Genomic DNA, 26,271 nt, shown 5'->3' on the forward strand with positions numbered 1-26,271 from the left:
AGGGCATGGCCCGTGGTAGAAGTAGGGGAATGGATATGGTGAAGGCCAAGTATCTCCTTGCCCTGGCGGAGAGCGGAACGGTCACCGCAGCCGCGGAGCGCTTAGGGATTACACAACCGGCGTTGAGCCGGCAGCTGCGGCGCTTCGAGGAGGAGCTCGACCTGGAGCTCTTCGCGCGGGCGGGATCGACGCTGGTGCTTACCGACGCCGCCCGGGCCCTCCTCCCCACCTGCCGGCGTCTCCTTGCCGAAGCCGCCCGCGCCGGCAGGGCAGTGGAGATCCTCCGTGCGGGCACGGCTCCGGCGCTGCGGGTGGCGGCTACGCCGACGACAATCTCCACGCTGCTCGCTCCCTTTATTGAGGAGGCCGGGCCTCGCAATTCCCCTGCTCACCAGCATCCCCACCTCGCACTACGAGGTCTTTGACGCCCTGGAGGGGGCCGCGGACATGGTTATCGCGCCGATCCCGCCGGGGCGCGAGGTGGCTTCGCTGCCGCTGGGCTCGGTGCCCGTGCGCGCCTGGGTCCCGCCCGCGCACCCCTTGGTGGCGGAGTGCAGCGGCGCGGCCACGGTGGAGGCTCGGCGCCTGCTGGAGGAGCGCTTGGTTTTACCGTCGCGCAGAAGCGTCTCGCGCGGCGTGATTGATTCGTTCATTGGTTCCGCGGGACTGAGCCTGGGCCCGCACGTAGAGTGCGATGACACGGCGACCCTGTGCGCGCTGGCGCGCGCCGGTCGCGCCGTGGCGCTCATGACGGAGCTGCAGCCGGACAGGCTGGTGGGCTTTGACATCGTGGCCGGGGAAGAGAGCATCGGCGGGGTCCCGCTGGTGGCCGCCTGGCGCCCCGGCCACTTCGCGGGGGAAGAGATTGCGCAGATTGCTGGGCGGTTCCGCAGTTTTATTGCGGGCTCTCTTCGCTAGAGCCGCCTTCTTGAGGCTGGGAGGTGTGCGCCGGATGCGCCCTGGACATAGGTCTGCTGTGGATTTTACTGCCCTTGTTGCCAAAGATTCGGCCAGTTTTTGAGTCAGAGGCAATAACTTTGGCAGATCTGGCAGTTACTCAGCACTCAGCGGTGCGCCGTGTTAGTTTGGGGCCTGCGGGGGAAATGACATGAAACACGGTATTGTGCGCGGACTATCTAAAGGTGCGCTTGCCACTCGGGTGCGCCGAGGAGAGATTACGCGACTCGCCAAGGGCCTCTACGTCTGGGGCATGCCCGAGCCAGTAGAACTATTAACGCTGTTACAGGAGCACCGGCCATTCCTTAAGGCGACAGGTACAACGGCTGCTCAGGTACTCCTTGGCCAGGATGTCACTTTCCCACTGAAGCTTGCCAGTGCGGAGAGAATGCCGGTATCAACCTTTTATGTGCACGCGCGGGTGAGTGTCAGAAGCTTTGTTAGCGTGTCTGGGCTCCGGGTCCTTAACCCACTTGTCGCTATGAAGACGGTTAGCCCTGAGCTGGGAATTCGCGTTTTCGAGTCCATCTATTCCTCAAAGGCCGGGCGGGCTCGCTTGGATAATCACCGTGAAGCACTCAAGGTCGTCCCTGTTGCCAGCCAACGGATGCTGGAGCAGGCCGCGTTGTTCACGGATTCCGGGGCCGAGGTCAAGGTGGCCAAGGGATTGAAGAGGCGTGGGCTCAAGGTTGAGTGCAACGTTGTTATCGGCCACTACACCTGGGACATCGTGCTCCCCGAGCTCAAGGTTGCGGTAGAAATCAACGGGATGAAATTTCATTCCCAGCAAGAGGCATGGCTGCGGGACCACTGGAAAAACAACGAGGGTGCACTGATTGGGTGGCTAACTCTTCGCTACACAGGCCATTGTGTGGCGCATCATCTGGACTATGTCGTCGATCAAATTGCCAATGCCCGGAATCCGAACTTTGAGAAGCGCTACTTCAAGTTCATCGGCTTCTGGCACGAGGGAGTGTTGGCACCCAAACCAAAACCATGGGAGTACAGCGAGCATTTGGGATATCTTCCGCCAGACGTGCCTGAACCACCCGATTACCCAGCGCCATCTGTTTTCCCAGAGTCACCCAACTGCCCTAGTCGTACTGCTCGGGGACGTTGATCAATCGTGAGAACGGCGGCTGGTTGTCGCAGGCCGTGTGCGGGCGGTGCTGGTTGTACTGGTGCAGCCAATCCGGCAGGGCGTCGCGTCGTTCTTGCTCGCTGGTGTAGCAGCGGGCGTAGGCCCACCCGTCGGCCATGGTCCGGTGGAAGCGCTCTACCTTGCCGTTGGTCTGCGGCCGGTACGGACGCGTCCGCTTCGGGGTGATCGAGAGGGCCTCGCAGGTGTCCCGCCACAGGTGCGAGCGATAGGCGCCACCGTTGTTGGACAGCACCCGCTCCACGGCGACGCCGCGATCGGCAAACCACGCCACAGCCCGATGCAGGATCCCGACCGCGGTGACGGCGGTCTCGTCGTCGTGGACCTCGGTGTACGCGACGCGGGAGTGGTCGTCAATGACGGTGTGCACGAACGCGTATCCGGCCCTGGGGTTGTGCCACTTGCTCTTCGGCTTACCCGGTGGCGCCGTTCGGTTGGGGTCGCCCTAGCGGCGGCCGACGTAGCGCCAGCCGCCGCCGTCGGGAATGTTCCCGAGCTTCTTCATGTCCACGTGGACCAGGGAGCCGGGGTGGGGGTGTTCGTACCGGCGGCTCGGTTCGCCAGTCTCGCGGTCCACGTAGGAGAGCCGCTTCGTCGTCGCCTTGTCCGTCTTGTTCGGTGAGGTCTTCGGCCGGGACGAGTGAGCCTGCATCGACTCGCCGGCGCGATAGCAGTCGCCCCACCTCTTCACGGTCGGCCAGGAGACCTGGAAGCGGGCGGCGACTTCGCTGATGGGCCAACCGTCGTCGACGACGAGCTGGGCCACCTTGAGCCGGTGGCGAGGTGTCAGGGTGGCGTTGGCGTGCATCACTCCTCACCTGCTGCGACGGGCGTCGTCCGCGGCGTTCGGAGTTGCCCCAGGACTGCAAGGAGGATCGTCGTGGCGAGCGGCACGAGTCCGGCGGCGATGAACAAGCTGGCAGCGGCGATGTGTCGGCTGAGGAGTCCGGTGAGTGCGATGGACAGTGGCATGAAGGCGATGGAGATGAAGAAGTCGAGGCTGGCGACTCGGCCAAGCATCTCCAGCGGTACGTGTACCTGCAGGACCGTGCCCCAGATGACCATCCCAACTCCGATCGACGCACCGTAGACCGCCAGTCCGGCGCTGATGATCCACGGATTGTTGGTGAGTGCGGGGATGGCCAATGGAAGGCAGCCGAGTGCCCATGCGCCGACCATTACGGGCAGGAAGTGTGAGGGGGTGGGCCATGAGCCGGCGACGAGGGAACCCACCAGGCCGCCGACGCCCAGAGCTCCGAGGATGAATCCGTACACAGCCGGACCGTTGTCATGCGTCGAGCGTATGAGCGCGGGCAGGAGAACTTCCAGCGGGCCGGTCACGGCCAGGCCCATGGCGGCCGCCAACAGCACGCTGGAGCGAACCCATCGCGTGCGGGCGACGTAGCCGAACCCGTCGAGCAGGTCCCGCAGCGCAGAGGTGGCCGGAGCTTCGGCGTCGGTCTCGGCTGAGCAGGGGGCAGGAACCCGCAGGGCGGCTATCAGGGCGAGTCCGAGCGCGCCGGCGATGAGGTACCCGCCCGCGGCGGGCACGCTCGCGCCGATGACGGCACCGACGACGCCGGGGGCGAGGGTCTGTCCTACCAGCGGCCGGGTGGTCCCTTCGAGCCCGTTGACGGCCATCAGGTCGTCGCTTCCCACGAGGACGGGCACGAGCGCGGTGTAGGCCGGGAAGAAGAAGGCGGTCGAGACGCCGATGATGAACGCGGACACTGCCAGCATCCAGAAAGTGGCCGCGTCGAAGATGGCGGCGGTGGAGGTCGTCGTCGAGGTGGCGAGGTTGACAGTGAGGACGCCGACGATGACGGACTTCTTGGTGACGCGGTCCGCAAGTACCCCGGCGGGCAAGGATCCTGCGAGCAGGCCGATGCCGCTCCACGCCACGACACCCGACAAGGTGGTCGCCGTGGCGCCCAGGTCGAGGGTCTGCATGGCTAAGTAGAGGGCCCAGGCACCCTGGGCGAAGACGGTGAGCACCATCGCTGCAAACAGCGGTCGGTAGCCGGGGACGGACAAGGGGCGAAGGGGGTTCATGGCAGGTCCTTTGTGGCAAGGCTGAGGTGGGGCCAGTCGGTGAGGTCGTCGAGCATCTGCCGGTCGTGCGTGGCGACGATCGTGGCGCAGGAGGTCCGCAGGAGCTCGGTGGTGATGTCGTCGACGAGGCTCGATGACAGATGGTTGGTGGGCTCGTCCAGGAGCAACAGGTCCGGGTCCACCGCCAGGCACATGGCCAGATGGAGGCGGCGTTGTTGCCCTTGCGACAGGTGCCCCACGGGTGTGCGGGTTGCCGCGGGCTCAAGCAGCCCGAGTGAGCCGAGGGAGGGTGCCTGTGATCGGCGGCCCTGCGTGGCCAGGTACGTCTCGTAGACCACGTGTGCGGGGAGGGCGTCGTCCCAGTCAGGGACCTCTTGAGACAATAGGGCGACGCGCACCCTCGGGTTCACCCGCAGCTGGCCTGTACTCGGGGCCAGTCGCCGACCGAGAAGCCCCAACAGTGTGGACTTCCCAGCACCGTTCGGCCCGGTGACCACCAACCGGTCTCCACCGCTGATGTCCACCGAGACCGGGGTGGTCAACTGGTCAGTCACGGTGAGCATGGAGGCGTTGACGATGTTCTGACCGGTCCGCGCTGACGATATGGGCCATGCCAACCGCAGCGGTGGCTCTGGCACGTCGATCTGATGACGCTCTAGGTCCACGATGCGGCGGTTGAAAGCCTGGACCACCCCGGCAGCGCGCGTGGCCCGTTGGTGCTTGCCCGTTCCCTTGTCGGGTCGCCAACCGCCTTGCGACAGGCGGGAACGTGCGTCGTCGGCGGCGCGGGTCAGTTCCTGATGCCGGGCGACCTGGGCGGCATAGTCTTGCTCCCAGGCGGCCCGTTCTCGTTGCCGCCCTTCGATCCAGCCCTCGTAACCGCCCGCGTAGGTGCGCGGAAGGCCATCGCGGGTCGGGTCGAGGTCCAGGAAGCTGGTCGCCACGTCGCGCAGCAGGGCGCGGTCGTGGCTGACTAAGGCCAGGCCACCGGGGTGGTCCCGCAGGCGCTCAGTCAGGAACGACAGCCCTGCCGCGTCCAGGTGGTTGGTGGGCTCGTCCAGCAGCAACAGGTCAGGGGTCGATCCGAGGGCGACCGCCAGCCGTACCCGGTACCGCTGACCGACCGACAAGGTCGACAGGACCCGATCGCGGTCGCTACAGGCGTTTAGGCCCGCCAGGGCGATGTCAACACGGCGGTCTGCATTCCAGGCGTCCAGCCGCGTGGCCGCCTCGAGTGCGGCGGAATAGGCGTCGGCCGCGTCATCGCCCGCGGCCAGCGCCGCGGTAGCCACGTCGAGGGCCTGCAGAGCGGCCCTGGATGGGGCGGTAGACTCGGCAATGAGGTCACCGACCGTGCGATCGCCCTCGGTGGCCATGTCCTGTTTGACCAGGACGAGGGAACCCACCCGGGTCACCACTCCCGAGTCGGGTTTCAAGATCCCCGCCAGTATGTGGAGCAAGGTGGTCTTGCCCCGGCCGTTGTCGCCGACGATCGCCAGTCGCGACCCGGTGGAGACGGTGACGTCAGTCCCACTCAGCAGCGGCCTGTCGCCGATTGTCAGGTGGAGTGATTCAGCGCGGATGTGTGCAGCGGATCCTTGGGATGTCCCGATCCAAGCACATGACTGTAAAGGTTCTGTGGTTGGCATTGTGTACTCTCAGCTCGTCATGGAGCCGGGCACCACGAAGCGGCCGCCCGGCAGATGGCCAGGACGGCAGACGAGAGGTCATAAGGGGTCCCGCCGCCGTCAGCGGACGGAACGCAGCTTCATCGAGGCGATTCCTGAGTACATGCGGCCGAGTATACAGAGCCCGGGCGATGCCACGCAAGTCAACTAATGTCCCCGGTCAGTACACTTCGTTGACAAAGTTATCGCCAGATCTTGAGCCGGAGACGATAACTTTGGCAGATCGGGCAGTGTCGAGCGTGATCCTGGCAGTTGAGTTTGACAGCAGGTCGCGGACGCTAGGCTGCAACGAGCCCCTCAACAATGAGCGCCAAGGCCGCGCTGATGGCCACGATAAGAACGATGCGGTTGAGTACCTTGGCGTTGATGAAACGATTGAGGTAGCTGGCCGCGATGAGTCCCACGATGGCCACGGGTAGGTAGGCCGCAGCGGCGGTGAGGTGTAGCTGGGTGACCTGCCCGTGGAGCGCCAGGATTACCAGGGAAATGAGCGTGCCGACGATAAAGGTGCCAGACAGGGTGCCGCGCACGCGGTCCGGATCGTAGCCCTTGAGCACCAGCGCCATGGGCGGGCCGCCGATGGAGGTCGAGGTACCTAAGAACCCGGAGGCCACCCCCGCTACCGCGATGGTGGAGGTCGTGCGCTTGGGGGACCAGCCCAGGCTGGACAGCGTCATGGCCAGGATGACGGCGCAGCCAATGAAGAGGGATAGGCCGCGGTGGGAGAGCGCGGCAATCGCCCACGCGCCGAGCATTGAGCCCGGGATGCGAGCGAGGGAGGAGATGGCCACGATGTCCCAGGACACCGCCGCGCGGGCCTTGAACATAGTGGTCGTGGCAATAACGAAGGCCAGCAGCAGAACCAGCGTGGGCACGAGATCCGGTGCAATGAGCGCCAGGATCGGGGTGGCAATGGTGCCGAGCCCAAAGCCAATTGTTCCCTGACAGATGGTGCCCACGAGGATGAGCACACCGATGAAGATGTAGAGCCCGCTAACCATTGCTCTACTATCTCACAGCACTTCTGCACCCTAAGAGGCGCGCACGGTGACCTTTTCGTTGGACGCGATTTCTTCCAAGCGGTCGGCGGAGCACAACCCGGACACGACAACGGCGGAGCCGCCGGCCGCCAGCGGCTCAAGGACCGCGCGCTGGAAGGACGCGAAATCCTGCCAGCCCTGGGAGAGCACGCGCTCGGCTTCGAAGTCGGTGGGGAAGAGCTGGGGCAGCGGGGTGGTCCGGCCATAGAACTGATCCCCGTAGAAGCGCACGGTGGGGCCAAAGTCAATGGTTCCCAGGGGCAGCTCCCCGCCGCTTTCCACCACGCCGCGCCCGAACGGATCCTGGGTGACGAGCACGGTGTCCGCGCCGGGAACGCCGCCGGCGGCAAAGGACTCGGGGGAGGTGAAGACGACAGCAGGGGCGTCGGTAGCTGGGGCGCCGGCGGCAGGGGTGTTGCCAGCTGCTTCGTTAGAGCGGGGCGTGCCGTCGGTGATATCGAAGTCCACGCCCGCGGCCAGCGCCCCGAGCGCGATGACCGCCGCCTGCCAGGACACGGGCAGGTCGATGCGGATGCGCGCCTCACCGCCGGGCTCTAGGTCCAGCTCCTCCAGCAGCATGTTGGCAATCTTGGAGGCCCAGTTGTCCAGGGTCTGCGCCGAAAAGTCCATGCGCGTGCCGTCGGCCTCGTTGTAGACGCTCAGGCGCGGGGCGGCGGCGTCGGCGGACAGGAGGTGCTGTAGGAGTTCCATGTCCGCCCATCGTAGGTGGCGGGCCGGATACCCGCCACGATCCTTCTGCTAGTTCACGCAGCGCGGGCCGTCGCCGCCGGCATCGATCTCCGGGGCGACCTCGGCGGTGCCGAAGTCATCGCCCGGGGTACCCACCTGGTCCTCCGAACCCGCTGCAGAGTCGGCTTCGCTGGCCTGGGCGGCCTCTTCCTCCATGGCGGAATCGTCCTTGGGGCCGGCGTAGTCGTCGGTGGCGACGACGATGAAGGTATCCGGATCGAGGTTCTCGTTCGCCGTCACCGGCAGGCCACCCATCTGCTCCGCCAGCGCTTGGGCGCGCTCGTCGTTCGCATCGGCGGCGACAATCTGGGACTCCGAGTAGAGGCCCGACTGTGCGTTGGCGGTGCGCTCGACGGAGTAGCCCACGTTCTTCATCCACGTACCGATACCGCCGGCCATGCCGTCCACGGTGCCGGCGTTGAGCACGTGCAGCTCCATGTCGTCCGCCACGGGCTTCTCATCCACCTCGGTGTTGTCCTCGGACGGCGCGCCCTCCGGCTGATCGCTGGCCTCGGCCGCCTCCTGCGACTTGGCCAAATCATCCATGAAGCGGTGGACCTCGGCCGTATCGATGGTGACCACGGACTCGCCGTAGTCGCCCGTGCCGGTAATCGAGGTCACCGGGATGGTGGTAAAGGTGACGTTGCCGCCGGCCAAGCCAGCGAGCTGGGTGACAAAGCCCATGATGTCCCAGTCGTCATCGATGACGACGGATCGCTCCACGGCATCCGCAATCTTGTTGAGCTTGCCGGGCGAGGTCAATGTGCCCGAGTCCAGCACCTTGGAGGTCAGCGAGGCCATGTAGGCCTGCTGGCGCACGATGCGGTCCAGGTCGCCGCGCGGCAGGTCGTAGCGCTGGCGCACGAAGGACAGGCCCTGGGCACCGTGCAGAGTCTGGCGGCCCTTGGGGAACTTCGCACCCGACATCGGATCATCCACGTCGTTGTTGAGACAGACGTCGACGCCCCCGACGGCGTCGGTAAGCAGCACAAAGCCGAGCAGTCCCACCTCGGCGTAGTGATCCACGCTGACATCCGTGAGCGTGCGCACCATGGAAATCAGCCCCGCGCGGCCGGCCTCCGTGCTTTCCTTCTCCATCTCCTTCTCGGTATGCGGAGCCTTCTTGCCGGCTGCCTCGGCCTCGGCGTTTTCCTGGATGAGCTCCTGCATCTTGTCTTCTTTGTGCAGCGCAAAAACGGCGTTGATCTTGGTGTTGCCGAATTCGCCGTCGTGCACGTAGGTATCGCGCGGGATGGAGACCGCGGTGGCGCGGGAGCCGTCGTTGGGGATGCGGATGACCATGATGGTGTCCGTATTTTCTTCACCCTCGGCCACGCCGGCGTGCAGGTCCGCCAGCTCCTGCTCGGAGAGGGGATTGCCCTTGGCGTCCGTGCGTGAGTCCTTGCCCACCAGCAGGATGTCCACGGCGCCATCGAGACCGTTGTCCTTAAAACCACCGTCGTTGCCCAAGGACAGGTTCGAGGCAGACGAGATGTCATTGCCCAGCTTGCCGACGGTGAAATATCCCACGCCGGAGAGCACCAGCACCACCGCGGACAGGAAGGACACGACTGCCTTGACCGGGGTGGAGCCGCGCTGCGGCGCGGACACGGGGGAGGACGGCGCGGCCTGGATGCGGCGGGCGGCGCGTGGGGAATTCGGGGAAGTCACGGCACATAGTCTAAGTGAGCGAACCCGAAAACCGTGAAGCAGTGTCGCGAGCGCGTGCAGCGTGGCAGGTTTAGTACTCTCAATGCCATCGTGAAAGAAATACGCAAACCTCTCGCCGTCGTGACGGTGACGTTCTCCCCCGGCCGCTACCTCGGCGCCTTCCTGACCTCGCTGCGCGCGGCCACGGCGCGGGACACGTATGTGGTCCTCGCGGATAACGGATCCACCGACGGCGTGCCGCAGGCCGCAGCCGCGGAACACTCCGGCGTGGAATTCTTCGCCACCGGCGGAAACCTGGGCTACGGTGCCGGAATGAACGCCGGCGCGCGCTACGCCCGCGAGCGCGGCGTGGACGAGGAGTTCTTCCTCATCGCCAACCCGGACGTCACCTTCAACCCTGGCTCCCTGGACGAGCTCATTGAGTGCGCTCAGCGTCACCCGGAGGCTGCGGCGGTGGGACCGCGCATCGTGGAGCCCGACGGCACCAACTACCCCTCGGCGCGCGCCGTGCCGACCCTGGCCACCGGCATCGGGCACGCCTTGCTGGGCTCGGTGTGGCCCTCCAACCCGTGGTCGACGGCCTACCGCGACGACGCTGACATGGACACCGAGCGCCCCGCGGGCTGGCTCTCCGGCTCCTGCCTCTTGGTGCGCTGGGAGGCCTTCGAGCAGATTGGCGGCTTTGACGAGCGCTACTTCATGTACCTGGAAGACGTGGACCTAGGAGACCGCTTCACCCGCGCTGGTTGGGACAACATCTTTTGCCCGACTGCGGAAATTACCCACGCCAAGGGACATTCCACCCAGGCGCACCGCGGCGCGATGCTGCGCGCCCACCATGATTCGGCCTACCGCTTCCAGGCGGACCGGCATCCGCGGTGGTTCGAGGCGCCGCTACGCGCGGCCCTGTGGCTGGGCCTGCGGCTGCGCGGCGTGGCGGTTAGCGCGTGCCGCGACCGCTCCTAGGGCCGTGTGGCGGATACACTAAGCCTGATTTATCAGTAAGAGTTAAAGGAACGCAGAGACACTATGACTGATGCAGCACCCCAGTGGGGTTCCACGGCAGATGCCGTGATTCTGGTCGGTGGCCGCGGCACCCGCCTGCGCCCGCTGACGATTGGTACGCCGAAGCCGATGCTGCCGACGGCGAACTACCCCTTCCTGCAGCACCTTTTGGCCCGCATCAAGGACGCCGGAATTGAGCACGTGGTGCTGTCTACGTCCTTCAAGGCGGAGGTCTTTGAGGAGTACTTCGGCGACGGCTCCGACTTGGGCCTGGAGATTGAATACGTGGTGGAGGAGACCGCGCTGGGTACCGGCGGCGGAATCCGCAACGTCTACGACAAGCTGCGCCACGACGCCGTTATGGTCTTCAACGGCGACGTCCTGTCCGGCATGGACCTCAACGGCATCTTGGACACGCACCACGCCAAGGATGCGGACGTGACGATGCACCTGCTCAACGTGGCGGACCCCCGCGCGTTTGGTTGCGTGCCGACGGATTCCAACGGCCGCGTGACCGCCTTCTTGGAGAAGACCGAGGATCCGCCGACGAACCAGATCAACGCCGGCTGCTACGTGTTCAAGCGCGAGGTCATCGAGACCATTCCGGCAGACCGCGTGGTCTCCGTGGAGCGCGAGACCTTCCCGCAGCTGCTGGAGTCCGGCCGCCTCGTGGTGGGCCACGTGGACAACTCCTACTGGCGCGACATGGGCCGCCCGGATGACTTCGTGCGCGGTTCCTCTGACCTTGTGCGTGGCATCGCCCACTCGCCGCTGCTGGCGGGCCGCACCGGCGAGTCCGTGGTGGATGAGTCCGCCGGTATCGCCGGCGGCGTGCTCCTGCTCTCCGGCACTGCGGTGGGTCGCGGCTCCGAGATCGGCGCGGGCTCGCGCCTGGATGGCACCGTGGTCTTCGACGGTGTGAAGATTGAGCCGGGGGCGATCATTAGCAACTCCATCATCGCCTCGGGCGCGCACATCGGCGCCAACGCCCACATCGACAACTGTGTGATTGGCGAAGGCGCGACCATCGGCGCGCGCTGCGAACTGCAGGGCGGCATGCGCGTCTTCCCGGGTGTGAGCATCCCGGATGCGGGCGTGCGTTTTAGCTCGGACGCTTAAGCGCCGAGTGCGGCATCGACGTAGCTAGCCGGTCCGGCCTGCCGGCAGGCAGGCAGGGGCGCCGAGGGAGGACAGCTTCCTTCGGCGCCTTTTTGTCGTTTCTTGTTGCTTCTACGTTCTTGCCGCCATGTGCCGCGTGGTGTGTGAGGGATCCACGAGATCTCTGTGCTTGGGTGGCGACACGCCGAGGAAACCTTGGAATTGTTCACAGGGTTAAGGGGTGCCACTACATGTAGTACCCCCTACGTTCACCCCCGCAGGGTGGGTTGTGTGACTGGTGTGAAAATTGGGGATCGTGTGCTGCGTTTTTGTCGAGTTCGCGGAGAAATCACTCGGGACAGGTTGACGATATTTAGTGATCCGGTGTGAAATGACATCAGTGTAATCAACGGCACGGCGGGCACGGCACCAGAAGTAATTCTCGGTGTAGGGTCGGTGCCACCGACTAAGAGAGAAACGACCTCGGAGAAAGGAAGCGGCGTGGACAATAAATCGAATAACAGCGCTATTCTCCGTGGCGGTGCTGCTGCAGAGATGTCGCTCGATGAACTCTTTGGTGCCGTCGAGCAGGAGTGGCAAGACCAGGCGCTGTGCGCCCAGACGGATCCGGAAGCCTTTTTCCCAGAAAAGGGCGGCTCAACCCGTGAGGCCAAGCGTATTTGCCAGGCCTGCGCGGTGCGCGATGAATGCTTGGAGTATGCGCTCGAGCACGATGAGCGCTTCGGTATCTGGGGCGGTCTTTCGGACCGTGAGCGCCGCCGCCTGAAGCGGGAAATCAGCTAGTTCTGAAGAATCCTTCTCCCCGTCGTGGTGCTCATCAGCCTTCTGTATGTGTAGCGAGGCTGGTGGGGTACTGTGACGGGGAGATTTTTATGTCTTACCAGCTAAAGCGCGGGTCAATATCCTCCGGGTCGAGGTTGAGGTAGTTAGCCACCAGGGCGGTAAGCACGGTGGAGAGGAGCTCTTCTCGCTCGCGGGCCGAGCGCACCCGCTCTTCCACGGGCATGCGGAAGATGACTAGGCGGGCGCGGGTGGGCTGGCCGTGAGAATCCACGCCGGCAGGCACGATGCGCCCGAGTGGTACGGGGCCATCCGCGATGATCTCGTCCGGCAGCACAGTCATGTCCACGGACAGGCGCATGCGGGGCACCGTATCCACCGCCAGATCTAGGCCGGCGAGCTGTTCCGCGAAGGAGTTCTGGATGGGGGCGTAGGCCTCCAAGACCGCCATATCGAAGCGCTCAGCGGCGCTGCGGTAGCGCGGGGTGGCCTGCGGCAGCAGCGGCCCGCGGGCGCCGTGGCCGTGGCGGTGGCGGGCCGGGCGGATGTGCGGGCGGGGAGCGTTCATGCGGCTAAGTCTAAAGCGCGGACGCGGGGCGAAAGGCGCAGACTCGCCGCGCAGGACTATTCAAATCTCAAGTTAGGGTTTAGACTTGGGCGCGTGACTTCCTCCCGCCATTGCTCTCGCCCCGGCTGCGGCCGTCCCGCCGTGGCAACGTTGACGTACGCCTATGCCCAGCAGACTGCTGTGGTCGGTCCGCTTTCTGAGGAAGCTGACCCACACAGCTGGGATCTGTGTGAGAAGCACAGCGAGCGCATCACTGCGCCGCAGGGCTGGGAGATGGTGCGCGTGGACCGCATCGAGCTGGATGAGGACGATGACCTCACCGCCTTGGCGGAGGCCGTGAAGGAGGCCGGCCGCGTGACCACTGGGCTCGTCGACGATTCGACGACGGGTTCTGGTGCCGATCCCATTGATTACGCTGCCACCTTCGACGGCGCGGATCCCCGCAATTCCAACCACCCGGTCTTCCGCACGCGCCGCGTGCACGACGCCCGGCAGCGCCGACGCGCACATCTTACGGTGGTGCCCGACGTAGAGTAGCCGGGTACGCGGGTATGCTTGTGGTCTATGCGAACTCGTGAACAGCTCAATGCAGTGATCAAGGCCTATGACGTCCGTGGCGTCGTGGGCGAGGACATCGATGAAGCCTTTGTGCGGGATACCGGCGCGGCCTACGCTGCCATCCTCCGCGGTGAGGGCGAGACCACCCTAGCCGTGGGCCACGACATGCGCCCGTCCTCCCCGGACCTGGCGGCGGCTTTCGCTGAAGGCGCTGCGGCGCAGGGCATCAACGTCATCCAGTTGGGCCTGACCTCCACGGACGAACTCTACTTTGCAGCCGGCAACCTGAACTGTGCTGGCGCAATGTTCACCGCTTCCCACAACCCTGCCAAGTACAACGGCATCAAGCTGTGCCGCGCGGGTGCGGTGCCGGTGGGGCAGGAGACCGGCCTGGAGCAGATCAAGGACATGCTGATCGACGGCACGCCGGCCTTTGATGGCGAGCCGGGGACCGTCACTGAGCGCGAGGTGCTGCCGGATTACGCGGCATTCCTGCGAGGCTTGGTGCCGCTGGAGCAGTCCCGCCCGCTCGTCGTCGCGGTGGATGCCGCGAACGGCATGGGCGGCCACACCGTCCCGGCCGTATTTGAGGGCCTGCCTTTCGACGTGCGTGATTTGTACTTCGAGCTGGACGGCACCTTCCCCAACCACGAGGCCAACCCGCTGGACCCGAAGAACCTGGTGGACCTGCAGAAGTTCGTGGTGGAGCAGAAGGCGGACATCGGCCTGGCCTTCGACGGCGACGCCGACCGCTGCTTCGTGGTGGATGAGAAGGGGCAGCCGGTGTCCCCGTCCGCCATCTGCGCGCTGGTGGCGGAGCGCTACCTGGATAAGTTCCCGGGCGCCACCGTCATCCACAACCTGATTACCTCGAAGACGGTTCCGGAGCTCATCGCGGAGAAGGGCGGCAAGGCCGTGCGCACCCGCGTGGGTCACTCCTTCATCAAGGCCCAGATGGCCAAGGAGAAGGCGGTCTTCGGTGGCGAGCACTCCGCTCACTACTACTTCCAGGAGTTCTGGAACGCGGACTCCGGCATGCTCGCCGCCATGCACGTGCTGGCTGCACTGGGTGAGCAGGACAAGCCGCTGAGCGAGCTCATGGCGCAGTACTCGCGCTACGAGGCCTCGGGAGAGATCAACTCCACGGTAGAGGACCAGAAGGCCACCACGCAGCGCGTGCTGGATGAGCTGGCGGACAAGATTGAGTCCGTCGACGAGCTTGATGGCGTGACCGTACAGCTCAAGGACACCGACGCATGGTTCAACGTCCGCGCTTCCAATACGGAGCCGCTGCTGCGCCTCAACGTCGAGGCCAAGACGGAGGACGAGGTCCAGGCAATCGTGGACGAGGTCCTCGGCATCATCCGCGCCTAGAGAAACTCACTCAACGCGCAAGCGGGCGCGGGGAGAAGCGTAAGTGCTTTCTCCCCGCGCCCGCTGTGTCTGTGCCGACTGCGCCAGTGAAGCACCGGTGAGGTGCCAGTGAGGCGCTGAGCGTGCGCTTTAGCCGCGCGAGTTGAGAACCATCTCTTCCCACTCGACGAACTTCTTGCGCTCGCGGCCCTCGGCCTCACCCAGGGCGCGCTCGGCGGCGTCCAGCTTCTTCCAGCCCTCCCAGGTCAGGTGCTCCAGGCCCTTGGACTCGAAGAGCTCGACGATGTCCTCCTCGCGCTCGTGAGAGAGGTTGCCCGCTTCGTTGTCCTCCAGCAGCATGGCGATGGTCTCGTTGGCGTCGGACTTGGTGTTGCCGATGAGGCCCACCGGGCCGCGCTTGATCCAGCCGGTGGTGTAGAGGCCGCTGACTACGTTGCCGTCCAGGTCAATGACGTGGCCGCCGTCGTTGTTGATGACGTTCTTCTCGGTGTTGAAGGGCACGCCCTCAATGGCGTCGGACCGGTAGCCCACGGCCAGGTAGACCGCCTGTGCCGGCCACTCGGTGAACTTGCCGGTGCCGGACACGGAGCCGTCGCCGTTGAGCGCGGTGCGCTCGGTCTTGACGGCCGTGACCTTGCCGTTCTCACCGATGAACTCCACCGGCTGCTCGAAGAGGTGGATCTGCAGGGTGTGCGGTGCGTCCTTGGGTTCGCGAATGGCGTAGCCCTCCAGCGTCTGGCAGACCAAGTCGCAGGACTTGGCTTCTTCGCGGGCCTTGAGGGAGGCCTCGTCGTAGTCGATGTCCTCCGGGTCCACCACCACGTTGATGGTCGGGGAGTGGTCGAGCTCCTTGAGCTCCAGTGGGGTGAACTTGGCCTGCGCCGGGCCGCGGCGGCCGAAGACTCGCACGGTGGTGGCCTGGTTCTTGGCCAGGGACTCGTAGACGTTATCCGAGATCTCGGTGGATTCCTTGAGCTCGTCGCCAGTCTTGGCCAGGATGCGGGCCACGTCCAGGCCCACGTTGCCCACGCCGATGACGGCTACTTCCTTAGCGGAGAGGTCCCAGGAGCGCTCGAAGCGTGGGTTGCCGTCGTAGAAGCCGACGAACTCGCCCGCACCGTGGATGCCCTCGAGGTCGGAGCCCGGGATCTGCATGCCGCGGTCTGCTACGGCGCCGGTGGCAAAGACGATGGCGTCGTAGTATTCCTCCAGTTCGGAGACGGTGACGTCGCGGCCAACGGTGATGTTGGACAGCAGGCGGATCTGCTCGGTGTCGAGCACGCGGTGCAGGGAGTTAACAATGCCCTTGATGCGCGGGTGGTCCGGGGCCACGCCGTAGCGGATGAGGCCGAAGGGGGCCGGCATCTGCTCGATGAGATCGATCTCAACGTTGCCGCCGGTCTTCTTCACCAGGATGTCGGAGGCGTAGATGCCGGCCGGGCTGGCGCTGATGACGGCTACTTTCAGGGGCTGCTGAGTCATGATGACCTTTCGGAGTGGAGTGCTAACTAACGAAAGTTTAGTTCTTTAAAGAGCGTGGGCTTCATTGAACCGGTTAGTCTGGTGTCTGAGCAACTTTTTCTAATTACATTCGGGAATCATTGTGGCATAGACGCAGCGTGCTTTGCATATTCCACTGCAAATAAAAAAGACTGCTTTGTCTGTTTCGTCTAGACCGGTAGGTTTTCAGTATCCAACGAAAGGCAGCAGACTATGACCACCGCCACACAGCGAAAGCTGCGCGCGAAGAAGCCGGAAGGCCAGTGGAAGATCGACGGCACCACACCGCTCAACGCTGACGAGGAGATCAAGCAGGCGGACGAGGCCCTCGCCGTGCGCCAGCGCGTGATCGACATCTACTCCAAGGAGGGATTTTCCTCCATCCCCGCAGAAGACCTGGCCCCGCGCTTTAAGTGGCTGGGACTGTACACCCAGCGCAACCAGAACCTGGGCGGGGAGATGACCTCCAAGCTCACCAACGCTGAGCTGCAGGATGAGTACTTCATGATGCGCGTGCGCTTCGACGGCGGCCGCGCCGATCCGGCGAAGCTGCGCGCGGTGGGGGAGATTTCCCGGGATTATGCCCGCTCTACCGCGGACTTCACCGACCGCCAGAACATCCAGCTGCACTGGATCGAAATTGAGAACGTCCCCGCCATCTGGGAGAAGCTGCGCTCCGTTGGCCTGGATACCCTGCTGGGCTGCGGCGACGTTCCCCGCGTCATTCTTGGTTCCCCCGTGGCGGGCGTGGCTGCCGATGAGATCATTGACGCCACCCCGGCCATCGAGGAGATCAAGAACAACTATCTTCCGCGCGAGGAGTTCCACAACCTCCCGCGCAAGTTCAAGACCGCCATTTCCGGCAATGCCCGCCAGGACGTCACGCACGAGATTCAGGACATCGCCTTCGTCGGCGCCGAGCACCCTGAGTACGGCCCGGGTTTTGACTGCTTCGTGGGCGGCGGCCTGTCCACCAACCCAATGCTCTCGCAGTCCCTGGGAGCCTGGATCCCGCTTGAGCGCGTCCCGGAGGTCTGGGCCGGCGTGGCCCGCATCTTCCGCGATTACGGCTTCCGCCGCAACCGCAACCGCGCCCGCCTGAAGTTCCTGGTGGCGCAGTGGGGCATTGAGAAGTTCCGAAAGGCTCTGGAGGAGGAATACCTGGAGGAGCCGCTTCTCGACGGCACCCCGCTCCCCGTCGCCCCCGGTACCCGCGATCACCTGGGCGTGCACCGCCAGCAGGACGGCAAGTTTTACGTCGGCGTCAAGCCCACCGTGGGCCATGCCACCGGCGAGCAGCTCATTGCCATCGCCGACGTGGCCGAGAAGTTCGGCATCACTCGCATCCGCACCACCCCGATGAAGGAGCTGCTCTTCCTTGACGTGGAGGAAGAGGACATTCCGGCGCTCTCCCGCGCGCTGGATGAGACCGGCCTGTATTCCCAGCCTTCCGAGTTCCGCCGCGGCGTCATTTCCTGCACCGGCCTGGAGTTCTGCAAGCTGGCGCACGTGACCACCAAAGCCCGTGCCATCGAGCTCGTCGACATCCTGGAGGACACCTTGGGTGACCTCGATGTCCCGATCTCCATCGCGCTCAACGGCTGCCCCAACGCCTGCGCGCGCTCGCAGGTCTCCGATATCGGACTCAAGGGCCAGATCGTCACCGACGCCGACGGCAACCGCGTGGAAGGCTTCCAGGTGCACCTCGGCGGCGCGCTCGGCCTCTCTCCGGACTGGGGCCGGAAGCTGCGCGGCCACAAGGTGGTGGCTGACGAAGTTCCGGACTACGTCATCCGCCTGGTCAACAAGTACAAGGAGCAGCGCGAGGACGGCGAGCAGTTCCGCCACTGGGTCCTGCGTGCCGACGACGAGGATCTCCAGTGAATTTCCGCCGCACCCCCAACCCGAACCGCAACCACCCGGCCTACTGCCCCTATTGCGCCGGCACTGACCTCTTCCCGGATGAGGAAGACGACTTTGCCTGGAAGTGCCAGGAGTGCCTGCGCATCTTCTCGCTGCGCTTCCACGGCCAGGACGACGCCCCCGTGGCCCCCGCGCCGGCGGTATCCGCCAACGAGGCGCTCAAGCGCTCCCTGGCTCGGCGCGGGCATTCCACCGCGCCCCAGGCTCACCAAGCCCCCGAAACCCCCGAGGCCTAAGCACTGTATTTGAGGAAGGCCACCATGACCGCACTGATTACCCTGTCGCACGGCTCGCGCCACCCGGAGGCGGCAGCGAGCGTGGAGGCGTTAACCCGCGCCGCCGGCGAGGAAGCCGGCGTTCCGGCCGCCGCCGCGCATCTAGAATTCTCCTCCCCAGCGCTGGGGGCCGCGGCCTGCGACCTCGCCGCGCAGGGCGTGCGCGAAGCCGTGGTCGTGCCTCTGTTGTTCACTGAGGGATACCACCAGCGCGTCGATGTCCCCGCCGCACTGAAAAGCGCTGCCGCCGAGTCCGGCCTTACCCTGCACCGCGCCCGCGGCCTGGGAACCGGCGAGGACATGGCCCAGCTGCTGGCGCAGCGGGTCCCGGCCGGAGCACAGAAGGTCGTGGTCTACTCTGTCGGCTCCTCCGATGCGCGCGCCAACGCCGTCGTGGCCCAACTTGCCCGCCGCGTGGGCGAGCTGACCGGCTGCGCCGCCGAGGTGTCCTTCGCCACGCAGCCAGCACCGGCCGCCCTCACTGACACTGCCACTGCGCACGAAGCAGCCCACGGAGAAGGCGCTACCCGTGAGGTGGTCGTGCCCTTGTTCGTCAGCCCCGGGCTGTTGTTGGATCGCCTCACCACGGCCTCTGACGACGATGACTCCTGCCCGCACCGTACGGTGCTGCCCCCGCTGGGGGAGGCCCTGGCGGGAATTGTGGCCCGACGCTTCGAGGAGGTGGCGCATGCGTAGCCTCATCCTCATTGCCCTTGCGGGTGCCGCGGCCCAGCTTGTCGACGGCGGCATTGGCATGGGCTTCGGCGTAACCTCCACGACGATTCTGCTGCTCGCCGGCCTAGGCCCGGCGACGGCCTCGGCCGTGGTCCACACCTCGGAGCTGGGCACCACACTGGTCTCAGGCATTAGCCACTGGCGTTTTGGCAACGTGCATTGGCCCACCGTTCTCAAGCTTGGCGTGCCCGGCGGGCTTTCCGCGTTTCTGGGCGCGACGGTGCTCTCAAGTCTCTCCCTGGAGGCCGCGGCGCCCGTGACGTCTGCCATCCTCATCGTCATGGGCCTGAACCTGGTGTGGCGCTTTTCTCGCTTGCGCCCGCGTTCTGAGTCGGCTTCCCGAAGGGCGCATTCCACCCCGTTCCTCGCCGGTCTGGGCATGGTCGGCGGCTTCATTGATGCCTCCGGTGGCGGCGGCTGGGGCCCGATTTCGACCTCGACGCTGCTGGCGGTGGGCCGCGAGCAGCCCCGGCGCATTGTCGGCACGGTCAACACCGCGGAGTTCCTCGTCACATTCGGCGCGACGGCAGGATTCATCGTGGGCCTGTGGGACGAGATCGTGGCGAACGCGGCGGCGGTAGCAGCACTACTCATCGGCGGCACCATCACCGCACCCGTGGCAGCGTGGCTTATCTCCCGCATCAATCCCACCCTGTTGGGCGGGTTCGTGGGCACCGCCATCGTGGCGCTCAACGTGCCGCGGGCGCTGGGCTGGCTGCTGCCGCACGCGGCGATTGTGGGCCTGCAGGTAGCCGTGCTGGTGGCGGGCGTCGGCCTCACCGTGTGGGCAACGCGGCGCCGCAAGCGCTTAGAAAAGCTCTCGGAAGAGCAGGAGGGGAGTGCGCAAGCACAGCCGGGGACCGCGCGGGAGCGCGGCGGCCAGCACGGCGGCAGCCGAGTCGTCTCCTCGACCGAGCCGAGCTCTCCTGCCGAGGCGAACGCTGCTGACCAGACGGCACCCGTCACCGCTGGCAGACGGAGCTAGAGCCCGGCGACGTCACCAATCACAATGACCGCTGGGGGCTTTACCGCATTATCCTCCATCGTGGCGCCGAGCTGGGCCAGCTCGCAGCTAAAGGTGCGCTCGCCATCCAGGGAGCCTTCTTGGATGATGCGGACGGGGGTGCGGGGGTCCCGGGAGGCGTCGATCAGCGCCGCGGCAATGGCGCCGGCATTCTTTACTCCCATGATGACGGAGAGGGTCGCCCCGGAGCGCGCCAGCGCTGCCCAATCCACCAGGGACTTGGGGTGCCCGGGAGGCAGGTGGCCAGAGACCACCGTGAAGGCGTGCACCATCCCGCGGTGGGTAACCGGCGTGCCCGCCAGCGCCGGGACCGCCACCGCCGAGGTCACCCCGGGGACGACCTCCACGGGCACGCCGGCCTGAGCCAGCGCGGTGAGCTCCTCAAAGCCGCGCCCGAACACGTACGGGTCCCCGCCCTTGAGGCGCACCACCCGGCGCCCGGCCAGAGCATGGTCGATGAGAATCTCGTTGATACGCTCCTGGGCCACTTGCCTGCCGTAGGGGATCTTGGAGACGTCGATAAGCTCCTTGGCGTCAACGTCACACAACTTATCCAGCTGCGCGGTGGGGCCCAGGTGATCCGCCACGATGACCTCCGCGGACTGCAGCGCGCGCTGTCCACGCACCGTGATGAGATCCCAGGCGCCCGGGCCGCCGCCGACGAGGATGACCGGATGAATGCTCATGACCATTCATCCTAGCTATGCTCGGGCCTATGACTTCCTACGACCCCGAAACCGTCCGCTTCTTCGACGCCGCACACGAAGGCGCCCAAGCCCGGCTCGTGGCCGCGGCGGTTCCAGCCCTGGCCCGTGCGGTGGGTGGCATGCAGCCGCGCAGCCTTGTCGTGCTCGCCGCCGATCAAGTGGCTCGGGCCGCCGCCCACGTGGCCGCGGGCCTCGCAGAGCCGGCTGAGGTCCCCGTGGTCGTCGCCGAGTCCCTGCCCCGCTTCACCGGTGCACTTGATGTCGTCGTGGCAGTCGGGGAGAGCCCCTGGCTCGAGCGCGCCCTCGTCACCGCAGACCGCCGGGGTGCCACCACCGTCCTCGTCGGGAGCGTGGAGGAACCGCCAGAGGACACCTTCGTCATCGACACCTTGCCCACCACGCAGGGCCGCTCCCCAGTGCGCGACATCGCCGCGCTGCACGCAGTACATGCTGTGCTCTCTGAGGACCCTGAGTTGGTGGCGCGCCGCCTGGAGGACGTGGCGGACGCGGTGGACCGGGAAATCGAGGCACTTTCCCCGCAGCGAGATTCCACAACGAATCCGGGACGCGCCCTGCGCGAATTCACCGAAGGCGGGCACGTGGTGCACAGCAGCGGGCCGGATGCCTATTTATTCTCCGAGGAGCGCACGCGCGTATCTCTGGGAGCGCTGGTCGCGCGGATGGCCGGCGCGGTGTGGGCGGCCCATGGGCTGGGCGGAACCGTCGTGGACGCCGAGGGGCTGGGTCCACTCGTGGAGAACGCTCCCCGCGACATCTTCTATGATCCGTTCGAATCCGAGGAGCCTTTGGTACCCTTGAAAATTGTTTTATGGGGACAGGAGGAGGCGAACTTGCCCCATTCTTTCGCTGCGGCGAGCGCCGACCCCGAGTCCGGTGATCTGGCCCGCGCGCTGCAGCTCATCACGCGGAGTTACGCCGCGACCGCCTATGACGTGAAATAGAGGTTTTCTATGCAGTTGCTTGCCAGTGCCACCCGCAATTACTCCTGGGGCTCGCGCACGTTGATCCCGTCCCTGCTGGGACAGCCGGAGTCCGACAGCCCCGTGGCGGAGCTGTGGTTCGGTGCCCACCCCGCCGACCCGTCCACCGTGGACGGCACGCGCCTCGATGACATCATCGCGGCGGACCCGGAAGGTCAGATCGGTGCCCGGGTTTCCGGCGAATACGGCTCGCGCCTGCCGTTCCTGCTCAAGATCCTGGCCGCTGCGGAGCCGCTGTCTTTGCAGGCGCACCCCTCCAAGGCGCAGGCGGAGGAAGGGTTTGCCCGCGAGAACGAGGCCGGGATTGAGCTGACGGCCTCGAACCGCAACTACAAGGATGACAACCACAAGCCGGAGCTCATCGTGGCCCTCACAGAGTTCTATGCCATGGCCGGCTTCCGCCCGCTGGAGCAGACCCGCCGCCTCTTCGCGGCGCTGGAGTGCGAGGAGCTCAACCACTACGAGGGCATGCTGGCCGACGATCCCGCGGCCGAGGGCGACAACCTTCGCGCGCTGTTTACCACCTGGATCACCATCCCCGGTGCCAAGCGCAAGGAGCTCATCGCTGCCATCGTGGCCGCCGGCGAACGCCTGCAGGCGCGCGGCGCCGACGAAGAGTGGATGGGCACCGTGATGGGCACGGTGGCTAAGCTCAATGAGCAGTACCCGGGAGACATCGGCGTGCTCGGCGCACTCCTGCTCAACCACGTGGTGCTGCAGCCGGGCGAGGCCGTTTACCTCGACGCCGGCCAGCTGCATGCCTACGTCTCCGGTCTCGGCGTGGAGATCATGGCGAACTCCGACAACGTCCTGCGCGGCGGATTGACCCCGAAGTTCGTGGACGTCCCCGAGCTGGTCAAGGTCCTGACCTATTCCGCCGCCGCGGACCCGCGCGTGCCGCAGGAGGATAAATCCGCCGCGGAGGCCGCGCACGGTGCGCAGGCATGGTCCTACCCGGTGCCCATCGACGAGTTCGCGCTTGACCGCGTGGAGCTCGCCGGAGAGGAGTCCCTCGACGTGGACTTCGACGGCCCCGTCATCGTGCTGTGCACCGGGGGCGCAGCGAACCTGCGCAACTCCGCCGGCGAATCCGTGGACCTGACCGCGGGCCACGCGGCGTGGTTGCCCGCGAACGATCCCGCAGCGACGGTCACCGCCGCCGGCGCGGATTCCGCGCAGGTCTTCATCGCGCGCGTCTAAGAAGAAGGCGCCGAAGAAGAAAGTAAACGAGAAGGGCTCCCCGCAGAAACGATACGGGGAGCCCTTTGGGCTTATTCAGTGAGGCTATTCAGTAGGTTCCAGTCCGGTGGGAGCGGCCGCAGTTGGTGCTTCGGGAGTCGGTGCCTCATTGGACTTGGAGGCCTGGGAGTCGCTCCCAGACTCCTCGCTCGGCGCGGTGAACTGCGCAAGCTCCGGCAACCCGTCAGGAGCCAGGGCCGCGGCGGCTGGTGCAGCGACGGGGGACGGTGTGCTCTGCGGGGCGGCGTTCGCGGCCGGTTGAGACTGCGCAGAAGGCTGCGTGTTCGGCTGCGAGTCGTTGTTGGCAGGGCCAATCGGCTCGTTCTGTGGCTCCTGCTGGGGGCTGGGGGCCGGCGCTGCGGAGTTACCCTCCGGGGTGGAGGGCTCCACGTTTCCAGCGGAGTCATCAGACTTGTTGTGGTTGTTGCTCTCGGTCGGCTCGTTCGGTCCAGTCTGCGTAGCCGGCGCGGAGGTGGACGGCGGGCCAGACGGCGTGCTCGGCGCCGGCGTGGTCGTGCCCAGAGTTCCCGGCTGGGGTTGCTGGTTCTGCTGATTCTGCTGGTTCTGCTGAGCAGTCGGACTCTGCGGGGCCTGCTGGTTTTGCTGGCCCTGCTGCCAGTTCTGCTGCAGGGAGGAGACGTTATCTGGGCGGTAGATGGCCGTCGGTTCCGCCGGCTCCGTGCGGTCGAACACCGCGTTGGGTGCTAGGTACGGATCGTTAACGATTCCTGCGTTGCCGCCGGCCGCCAGAGTGGAGTTCTGGGAGGTCTTAGGCTCCGGCGTCGTCGACGTCGTGGTGTAGGTGTGCTGTGAGGACGTGGTCGAGCGAGTGGTCGAGGAATCCTTCGCCTCAGTGGAGGCCTGCTCCGCCACGACGACGGGAGAAGAGGGCGCGCTCATGCGCCACACGATGACCCCTAGGGCCAGCGCGCAGAGGAGACCTACTGCCACGAACGTCATCATGCGGCGAGTAGAGCTGGTCATGGCACATCTCCTTTCTGCGGGCCAAAGGTCACAAGTCGATAACAACGATAGCACGAATGTCAACAAAATCTACGGTTCACCATGTAATCCTCGCGTTGACACAGCCGGGGCACAGGGATTTGGCAGATTTATGCGTGCGGGCAGAACCTGCTAAGAGGGCGTGTGCGGGGCGCTGCGCAGAGGGCTGAGGGGAGCTCGAGGTGGAGGGGCCGCGTGGAGAGGAGTAAAGAATGGTAGTAATTGGTTGAGATACCGCGCTTGCTTTCCAGGTGGACCAACACTTCCGATAACTAAGGAGAAACCAATGAGCTCATGGGATGAGGACATCTTCAGCGACGAGGCCGTCGTCGAATTTCTTGACGAACTCGCAGACTTGGACGACGAAGCCGTCGCCGCCGTGGAGGATGCCTGCGCGCTGGCCGTTTCCGGTGAGGAGCAGGGCGACGAGGAGCGCCGCATCGCGCTTGCCGCCGCTACCATCGCCGCCATCTGGAGCGGTGCGCCGTTCAGCGCCGGCGACGTGGTGGAGGACTACCCCTTCATCCGTGACCTGGCGGGGTCCGGCAGTGAGACGCTCAATGAACACGCGCTCGAGCTGCTGGAGAGCGTGGAGGAAGACTACGACCTTGAGGCCTTCATCGAGGCGCTGTCCTAGAAGAGCCCCTGAGGATTCCACAAGGAGACCGACGGAGCCCACGCAGGGCGCGGAGTACACGCACGGGTATGCTCGGCGGCCCGGGCTGCTGTCAAGCCCCCGCGGAACCCCACCAGAACGAGGCTAAACACACGCATGCTGATCAGTATTGAAGGAATCGACGGCGCCGGAAAGAACACCGTCACCCAGCGCCTGCGCCGCGAAGTCGACTGCCCGGTCGAGGTCCTAGGCTTTCCCCGCTACGAGGACTCGGTCCACGCGCAACTGGCGCAGGAGGCGCTCTACGGGCGCATGGGGGACCTCACCGATTCGGCCTACGGCATGGCTACGCTCTTTGCCCTCGACCGTTTGGGTGCCAAGCAGCAGCTGGAGGAGGCCGCGGCGAGCAAAGACTCCCTGCTCATCTTGGACCGATACGTGGCCTCTAATGCCGCCTACTCCGCCGCCCGCGTGGGCGAGGAGTCCGTGGTGGACTGGGTGTATGACCTAGAGTTCGGGCGCTTCGGGCTGCCGGTGCCGCAGCTGCAGATTTTCCTCGACACGGACGTCGAGGAGGCGGGGCGGCGCGCGGTGAGCCGAGCGGCCGAGAACGAAAACCGCACGCGCGACCGCTACGAGCGCGACGCCGGGCTGCAGGCGCGCACGGCAGCCGCGTACCGGCGCTTGGCGGCCCAGCAGTGGGCGGGGCAGTGGATCGCCACCGCCGATGCCGATATGATTATCCAATCAGTCAAGGATCTCCTGGCGGGGTCCCTGCAGGTCAACAACTAGGAGAACAGCAACGTGGCACCGAAAATCTTGGTCGTGGATGATGACCCGGCAATTGCCGAAATGCTCACCATCGTGCTGGAAGCAGAGGGCCTTGACCCCATTGCCGTCAATGATGGCAATGAGGCCATCCCTGCCTTTCGTGAACACGACCCGGATCTGATTCTGCTGGACCTCATGCTCCCGGGCATGAACGGCGTGGACATTTGCCGCGCCATCCGCACCGAATCCTCCGTGCCGATTGTGATGCTCACCGCCAAGACGGACACCGTGGACGTGGTGCTGGGCCTGGAATCCGGCGCGGATGATTACATCACCAAGCCCTTCAAGCCCAAGGAGCTCATTGCTCGTATCCGTGCCCGCCTGCGCCGCACGGAGTCCACGTCGAGCGAGATGATCGAGGTGGGCGACCTGCTGATCGACGTCCCAGAGCACACCGTCACCCGCAAGGGCGGCGGGGAGATTTCGCTGACGCCGCTGGAGTTTGACCTGCTACTGGAGATGGCGCGCAAGCCCGGCCAGGTCCACACGCGCGAAGCGCTACTGGAATCCGTCTGGGGCTACCGCCACGCGTCGGATACGCGCTTGGTGAACGTGCACGTGCAGCGCCTGCGCGCCAAGATCGAGCACGACCCCGAAGACCCGCACATCGTGCTGACTGTGCGCGGCGTGGGCTACAAGACCGGAAAAGTCGGCGAGTAAAGGACTGCCGTTATCTTTGGATGGTTAAGGCGGGTAC

General features: G+C 65.6%; 26 protein-coding genes and 1 pseudogene. 17 read left to right on the top strand and 10 right to left on the bottom strand.

The window, feature by feature from the left end:
* Window positions 1-38: 38 nt before the first annotated feature.
* The 3 genes from ACLI1P_RS03440 (at window position 39) to ACLI1P_RS03450 (ending at window position 2,077) form a co-directional block, all read left to right on the top strand.
* Window positions 39-425 carry a LysR family transcriptional regulator gene (locus ACLI1P_RS03440; RefSeq protein WP_411709413.1) on the top strand — a complete coding sequence of 129 codons (387 nt, stop codon included), beginning with the start codon at window positions 39-41 and terminating at the stop codon, window positions 423-425.
* A gap of 22 nt (window positions 426-447) precedes the next feature.
* A complete protein-coding gene (locus ACLI1P_RS03445) occupies window positions 448-918 on the top strand; it encodes a LysR family transcriptional regulator substrate-binding protein (RefSeq protein WP_411709414.1) in 471 nt (156 codons plus the stop codon).
* A 190-nt stretch (window positions 919-1,108) separates the two neighbouring features.
* Entirely contained in the window at window positions 1,109-2,077 is a 969-nt protein-coding gene (locus ACLI1P_RS03450; protein WP_411709415.1) for a DUF559 domain-containing protein, read from the top strand.
* Here ACLI1P_RS03450 and ACLI1P_RS03455 read toward each other — a convergent pair.
* The 6 genes and pseudogenes from ACLI1P_RS03455 to ACLI1P_RS03480 form a co-directional block, all read right to left on the bottom strand.
* Window positions 2,052-2,924, bottom strand: a pseudogene (locus ACLI1P_RS03455) (IS481 family transposase). The gene ACLI1P_RS03450 and the pseudogene ACLI1P_RS03455 sit on opposite strands and share 26 nt — an antisense overlap.
* Window positions 2,924-4,168: an MFS transporter gene (locus ACLI1P_RS03460; RefSeq protein ID WP_411709416.1), complete on the bottom strand. Its 1,245-nt coding sequence runs from the start codon at window positions 4,166-4,168 to the stop codon at window positions 2,924-2,926. Before ACLI1P_RS03460 ends, ACLI1P_RS03455 begins: the two are co-directional and overlap by 1 nt.
* Entirely contained in the window at window positions 4,165-5,817 is a 1,653-nt protein-coding gene (locus tag ACLI1P_RS03465; RefSeq protein ID WP_411709417.1) for an ABC-F family ATP-binding cassette domain-containing protein, read from the bottom strand. The genes ACLI1P_RS03460 and ACLI1P_RS03465 overlap by 4 nt, the downstream gene beginning before the upstream one ends.
* A 317-nt stretch (window positions 5,818-6,134) precedes the next feature.
* A complete protein-coding gene (locus ACLI1P_RS03470; RefSeq protein ID WP_411709418.1) occupies window positions 6,135-6,857 on the bottom strand; it encodes a sulfite exporter TauE/SafE family protein in 723 nt (240 codons plus the stop codon).
* A gap of 30 nt (window positions 6,858-6,887) precedes the next feature.
* Entirely contained in the window at window positions 6,888-7,607 is a 720-nt protein-coding gene (locus ACLI1P_RS03475) for a TIGR03089 family protein (protein ID WP_296132812.1), read from the bottom strand.
* 48 nt (window positions 7,608-7,655) lie between these two features.
* Complete coding sequence (locus tag ACLI1P_RS03480; RefSeq protein ID WP_296132813.1) at window positions 7,656-9,317, bottom strand: LCP family protein; 1,662 nt, start codon at window positions 9,315-9,317, stop codon at window positions 7,656-7,658.
* A gap of 54 nt (window positions 9,318-9,371) precedes the next feature.
* On the opposite strand from ACLI1P_RS03480, the gene ACLI1P_RS03485 reads away from it, so the two are divergent.
* The 3 genes from ACLI1P_RS03485 (at window position 9,372) to ACLI1P_RS03495 (ending at window position 12,224) form a co-directional block, all read left to right on the top strand.
* Window positions 9,372-10,283: a glycosyltransferase family 2 protein gene (locus ACLI1P_RS03485; RefSeq protein WP_411709688.1), complete on the top strand. Its 912-nt coding sequence runs from the start codon at window positions 9,372-9,374 to the stop codon at window positions 10,281-10,283.
* Between the two features lie 63 nt (window positions 10,284-10,346).
* Window positions 10,347-11,441: an NDP-sugar synthase gene (locus ACLI1P_RS03490; protein WP_296132818.1), complete on the top strand. Its 1,095-nt coding sequence runs from the start codon at window positions 10,347-10,349 to the stop codon at window positions 11,439-11,441.
* Between the two features lie 534 nt (window positions 11,442-11,975).
* Complete coding sequence (locus tag ACLI1P_RS03495) at window positions 11,976-12,224, top strand: WhiB family transcriptional regulator (RefSeq protein ID WP_296132853.1); 249 nt, start codon at window positions 11,976-11,978, stop codon at window positions 12,222-12,224.
* Window positions 12,225-12,318: 94 nt separating this feature from the next.
* On the opposite strand, the gene ACLI1P_RS03500 is transcribed toward ACLI1P_RS03495, so the two are convergent.
* Window positions 12,319-12,789 carry a metallopeptidase family protein gene (locus ACLI1P_RS03500; RefSeq protein WP_411709419.1) on the bottom strand — a complete coding sequence of 157 codons (471 nt, stop codon included), beginning with the start codon at window positions 12,787-12,789 and terminating at the stop codon, window positions 12,319-12,321.
* 93 nt (window positions 12,790-12,882) lie between these two features.
* On the opposite strand from ACLI1P_RS03500, the gene ACLI1P_RS03505 reads away from it, so the two are divergent.
* Both ACLI1P_RS03505 and ACLI1P_RS03510 read left to right on the top strand, forming a co-directional pair.
* Complete coding sequence (locus ACLI1P_RS03505; protein WP_296132823.1) at window positions 12,883-13,326, top strand: DUF3499 domain-containing protein; 444 nt, start codon at window positions 12,883-12,885, stop codon at window positions 13,324-13,326.
* Window positions 13,327-13,353: 27 nt separating this feature from the next.
* Window positions 13,354-14,721, top strand: coding sequence for a phosphomannomutase/phosphoglucomutase (locus ACLI1P_RS03510; protein WP_296132825.1), 1,368 nt, complete (start codon window positions 13,354-13,356; stop codon window positions 14,719-14,721).
* Window positions 14,722-14,850: 129 nt separating this feature from the next.
* Here the strand turns inward: ACLI1P_RS03510 and ACLI1P_RS03515 are convergent, their stop codons facing one another.
* The gene (locus tag ACLI1P_RS03515; RefSeq protein ID WP_411709420.1) at window positions 14,851-16,203 is read right to left on the bottom strand and encodes an FAD-dependent oxidoreductase; all 1,353 of its coding nucleotides are present in this window, start codon (window positions 16,201-16,203) and stop codon (window positions 14,851-14,853) included.
* A 231-nt stretch (window positions 16,204-16,434) separates the two neighbouring features.
* Between ACLI1P_RS03515 and ACLI1P_RS03520 the strand changes: the two genes are divergently transcribed.
* Genes ACLI1P_RS03520 through ACLI1P_RS03535 form a run of 4 tightly spaced genes read left to right on the top strand, consistent with a single transcriptional unit; the run spans window position 16,435 to window position 20,139 of the window.
* Window positions 16,435-18,105: a nitrite/sulfite reductase gene (locus ACLI1P_RS03520; RefSeq protein ID WP_411709421.1), complete on the top strand. Its 1,671-nt coding sequence runs from the start codon at window positions 16,435-16,437 to the stop codon at window positions 18,103-18,105.
* On the top strand, window positions 18,102-18,380 hold the full coding sequence (locus tag ACLI1P_RS03525; protein ID WP_408930208.1) for a hypothetical protein: 279 nt from the start codon (window positions 18,102-18,104) through the stop codon (window positions 18,378-18,380). The genes ACLI1P_RS03520 and ACLI1P_RS03525 overlap by 4 nt, the downstream gene beginning before the upstream one ends.
* 24 nt (window positions 18,381-18,404) lie before the next feature.
* Window positions 18,405-19,115: a sirohydrochlorin chelatase gene (locus ACLI1P_RS03530; RefSeq protein ID WP_411709422.1), complete on the top strand. Its 711-nt coding sequence runs from the start codon at window positions 18,405-18,407 to the stop codon at window positions 19,113-19,115.
* Entirely contained in the window at window positions 19,108-20,139 is a 1,032-nt protein-coding gene (locus ACLI1P_RS03535; RefSeq protein ID WP_411709423.1) for a sulfite exporter TauE/SafE family protein, read from the top strand. The genes ACLI1P_RS03530 and ACLI1P_RS03535 overlap by 8 nt, the downstream gene beginning before the upstream one ends.
* Here the strand turns inward: ACLI1P_RS03535 and cobA are convergent.
* On the bottom strand, window positions 20,136-20,864 hold the full coding sequence (gene cobA, locus ACLI1P_RS03540; RefSeq protein ID WP_296132837.1) for a uroporphyrinogen-III C-methyltransferase: 729 nt from the start codon (window positions 20,862-20,864) through the stop codon (window positions 20,136-20,138). The genes ACLI1P_RS03535 and cobA overlap by 4 nt on opposite strands.
* Window positions 20,865-20,893: 29 nt before the next feature.
* Here cobA and ACLI1P_RS03545 point away from each other — a divergent pair, with 29 nt between their 5' ends.
* Together ACLI1P_RS03545 and manA are read left to right on the top strand one after the other, a co-directional pair.
* Window positions 20,894-21,847: an exopolyphosphatase gene (locus ACLI1P_RS03545; protein WP_411709424.1), complete on the top strand. Its 954-nt coding sequence runs from the start codon at window positions 20,894-20,896 to the stop codon at window positions 21,845-21,847.
* 9 nt (window positions 21,848-21,856) lie between these two features.
* Window positions 21,857-23,086: a mannose-6-phosphate isomerase, class I gene (manA, locus tag ACLI1P_RS03550; protein WP_411709425.1), complete on the top strand. Its 1,230-nt coding sequence runs from the start codon at window positions 21,857-21,859 to the stop codon at window positions 23,084-23,086.
* A gap of 84 nt (window positions 23,087-23,170) precedes the next feature.
* On the opposite strand, the gene ACLI1P_RS03555 is transcribed toward manA, so the two are convergent.
* Window positions 23,171-24,109 carry a hypothetical protein gene (locus ACLI1P_RS03555; protein ID WP_411709426.1) on the bottom strand — a complete coding sequence of 313 codons (939 nt, stop codon included), beginning with the start codon at window positions 24,107-24,109 and terminating at the stop codon, window positions 23,171-23,173.
* 304 nt (window positions 24,110-24,413) lie between these two features.
* Here ACLI1P_RS03555 and ACLI1P_RS03560 point away from each other — a divergent pair, with 304 nt between their 5' ends.
* The 3 genes from ACLI1P_RS03560 to mtrA all read left to right on the top strand — a co-directional run bounded on the left by ACLI1P_RS03560 (window position 24,414) and on the right by mtrA (window position 26,234).
* Window positions 24,414-24,764: a DUF4259 domain-containing protein gene (locus tag ACLI1P_RS03560; RefSeq protein WP_411709427.1), complete on the top strand. Its 351-nt coding sequence runs from the start codon at window positions 24,414-24,416 to the stop codon at window positions 24,762-24,764.
* 135 nt (window positions 24,765-24,899) lie between these two features.
* The gene (locus ACLI1P_RS03565; protein WP_411709428.1) at window positions 24,900-25,535 is read left to right on the top strand and encodes a dTMP kinase; all 636 of its coding nucleotides are present in this window, start codon (window positions 24,900-24,902) and stop codon (window positions 25,533-25,535) included.
* A gap of 12 nt (window positions 25,536-25,547) precedes the next feature.
* Window positions 25,548-26,234: an MtrAB system response regulator MtrA gene (mtrA, locus tag ACLI1P_RS03570; protein ID WP_296132848.1), complete on the top strand. Its 687-nt coding sequence runs from the start codon at window positions 25,548-25,550 to the stop codon at window positions 26,232-26,234.
* Window positions 26,235-26,271: the final 37 nt, after the last annotated feature.

The organism is Corynebacterium tardum, assembly GCF_046717785.1.
Lineage (GTDB): Bacteria > Actinomycetota > Actinomycetes > Mycobacteriales > Mycobacteriaceae > Corynebacterium.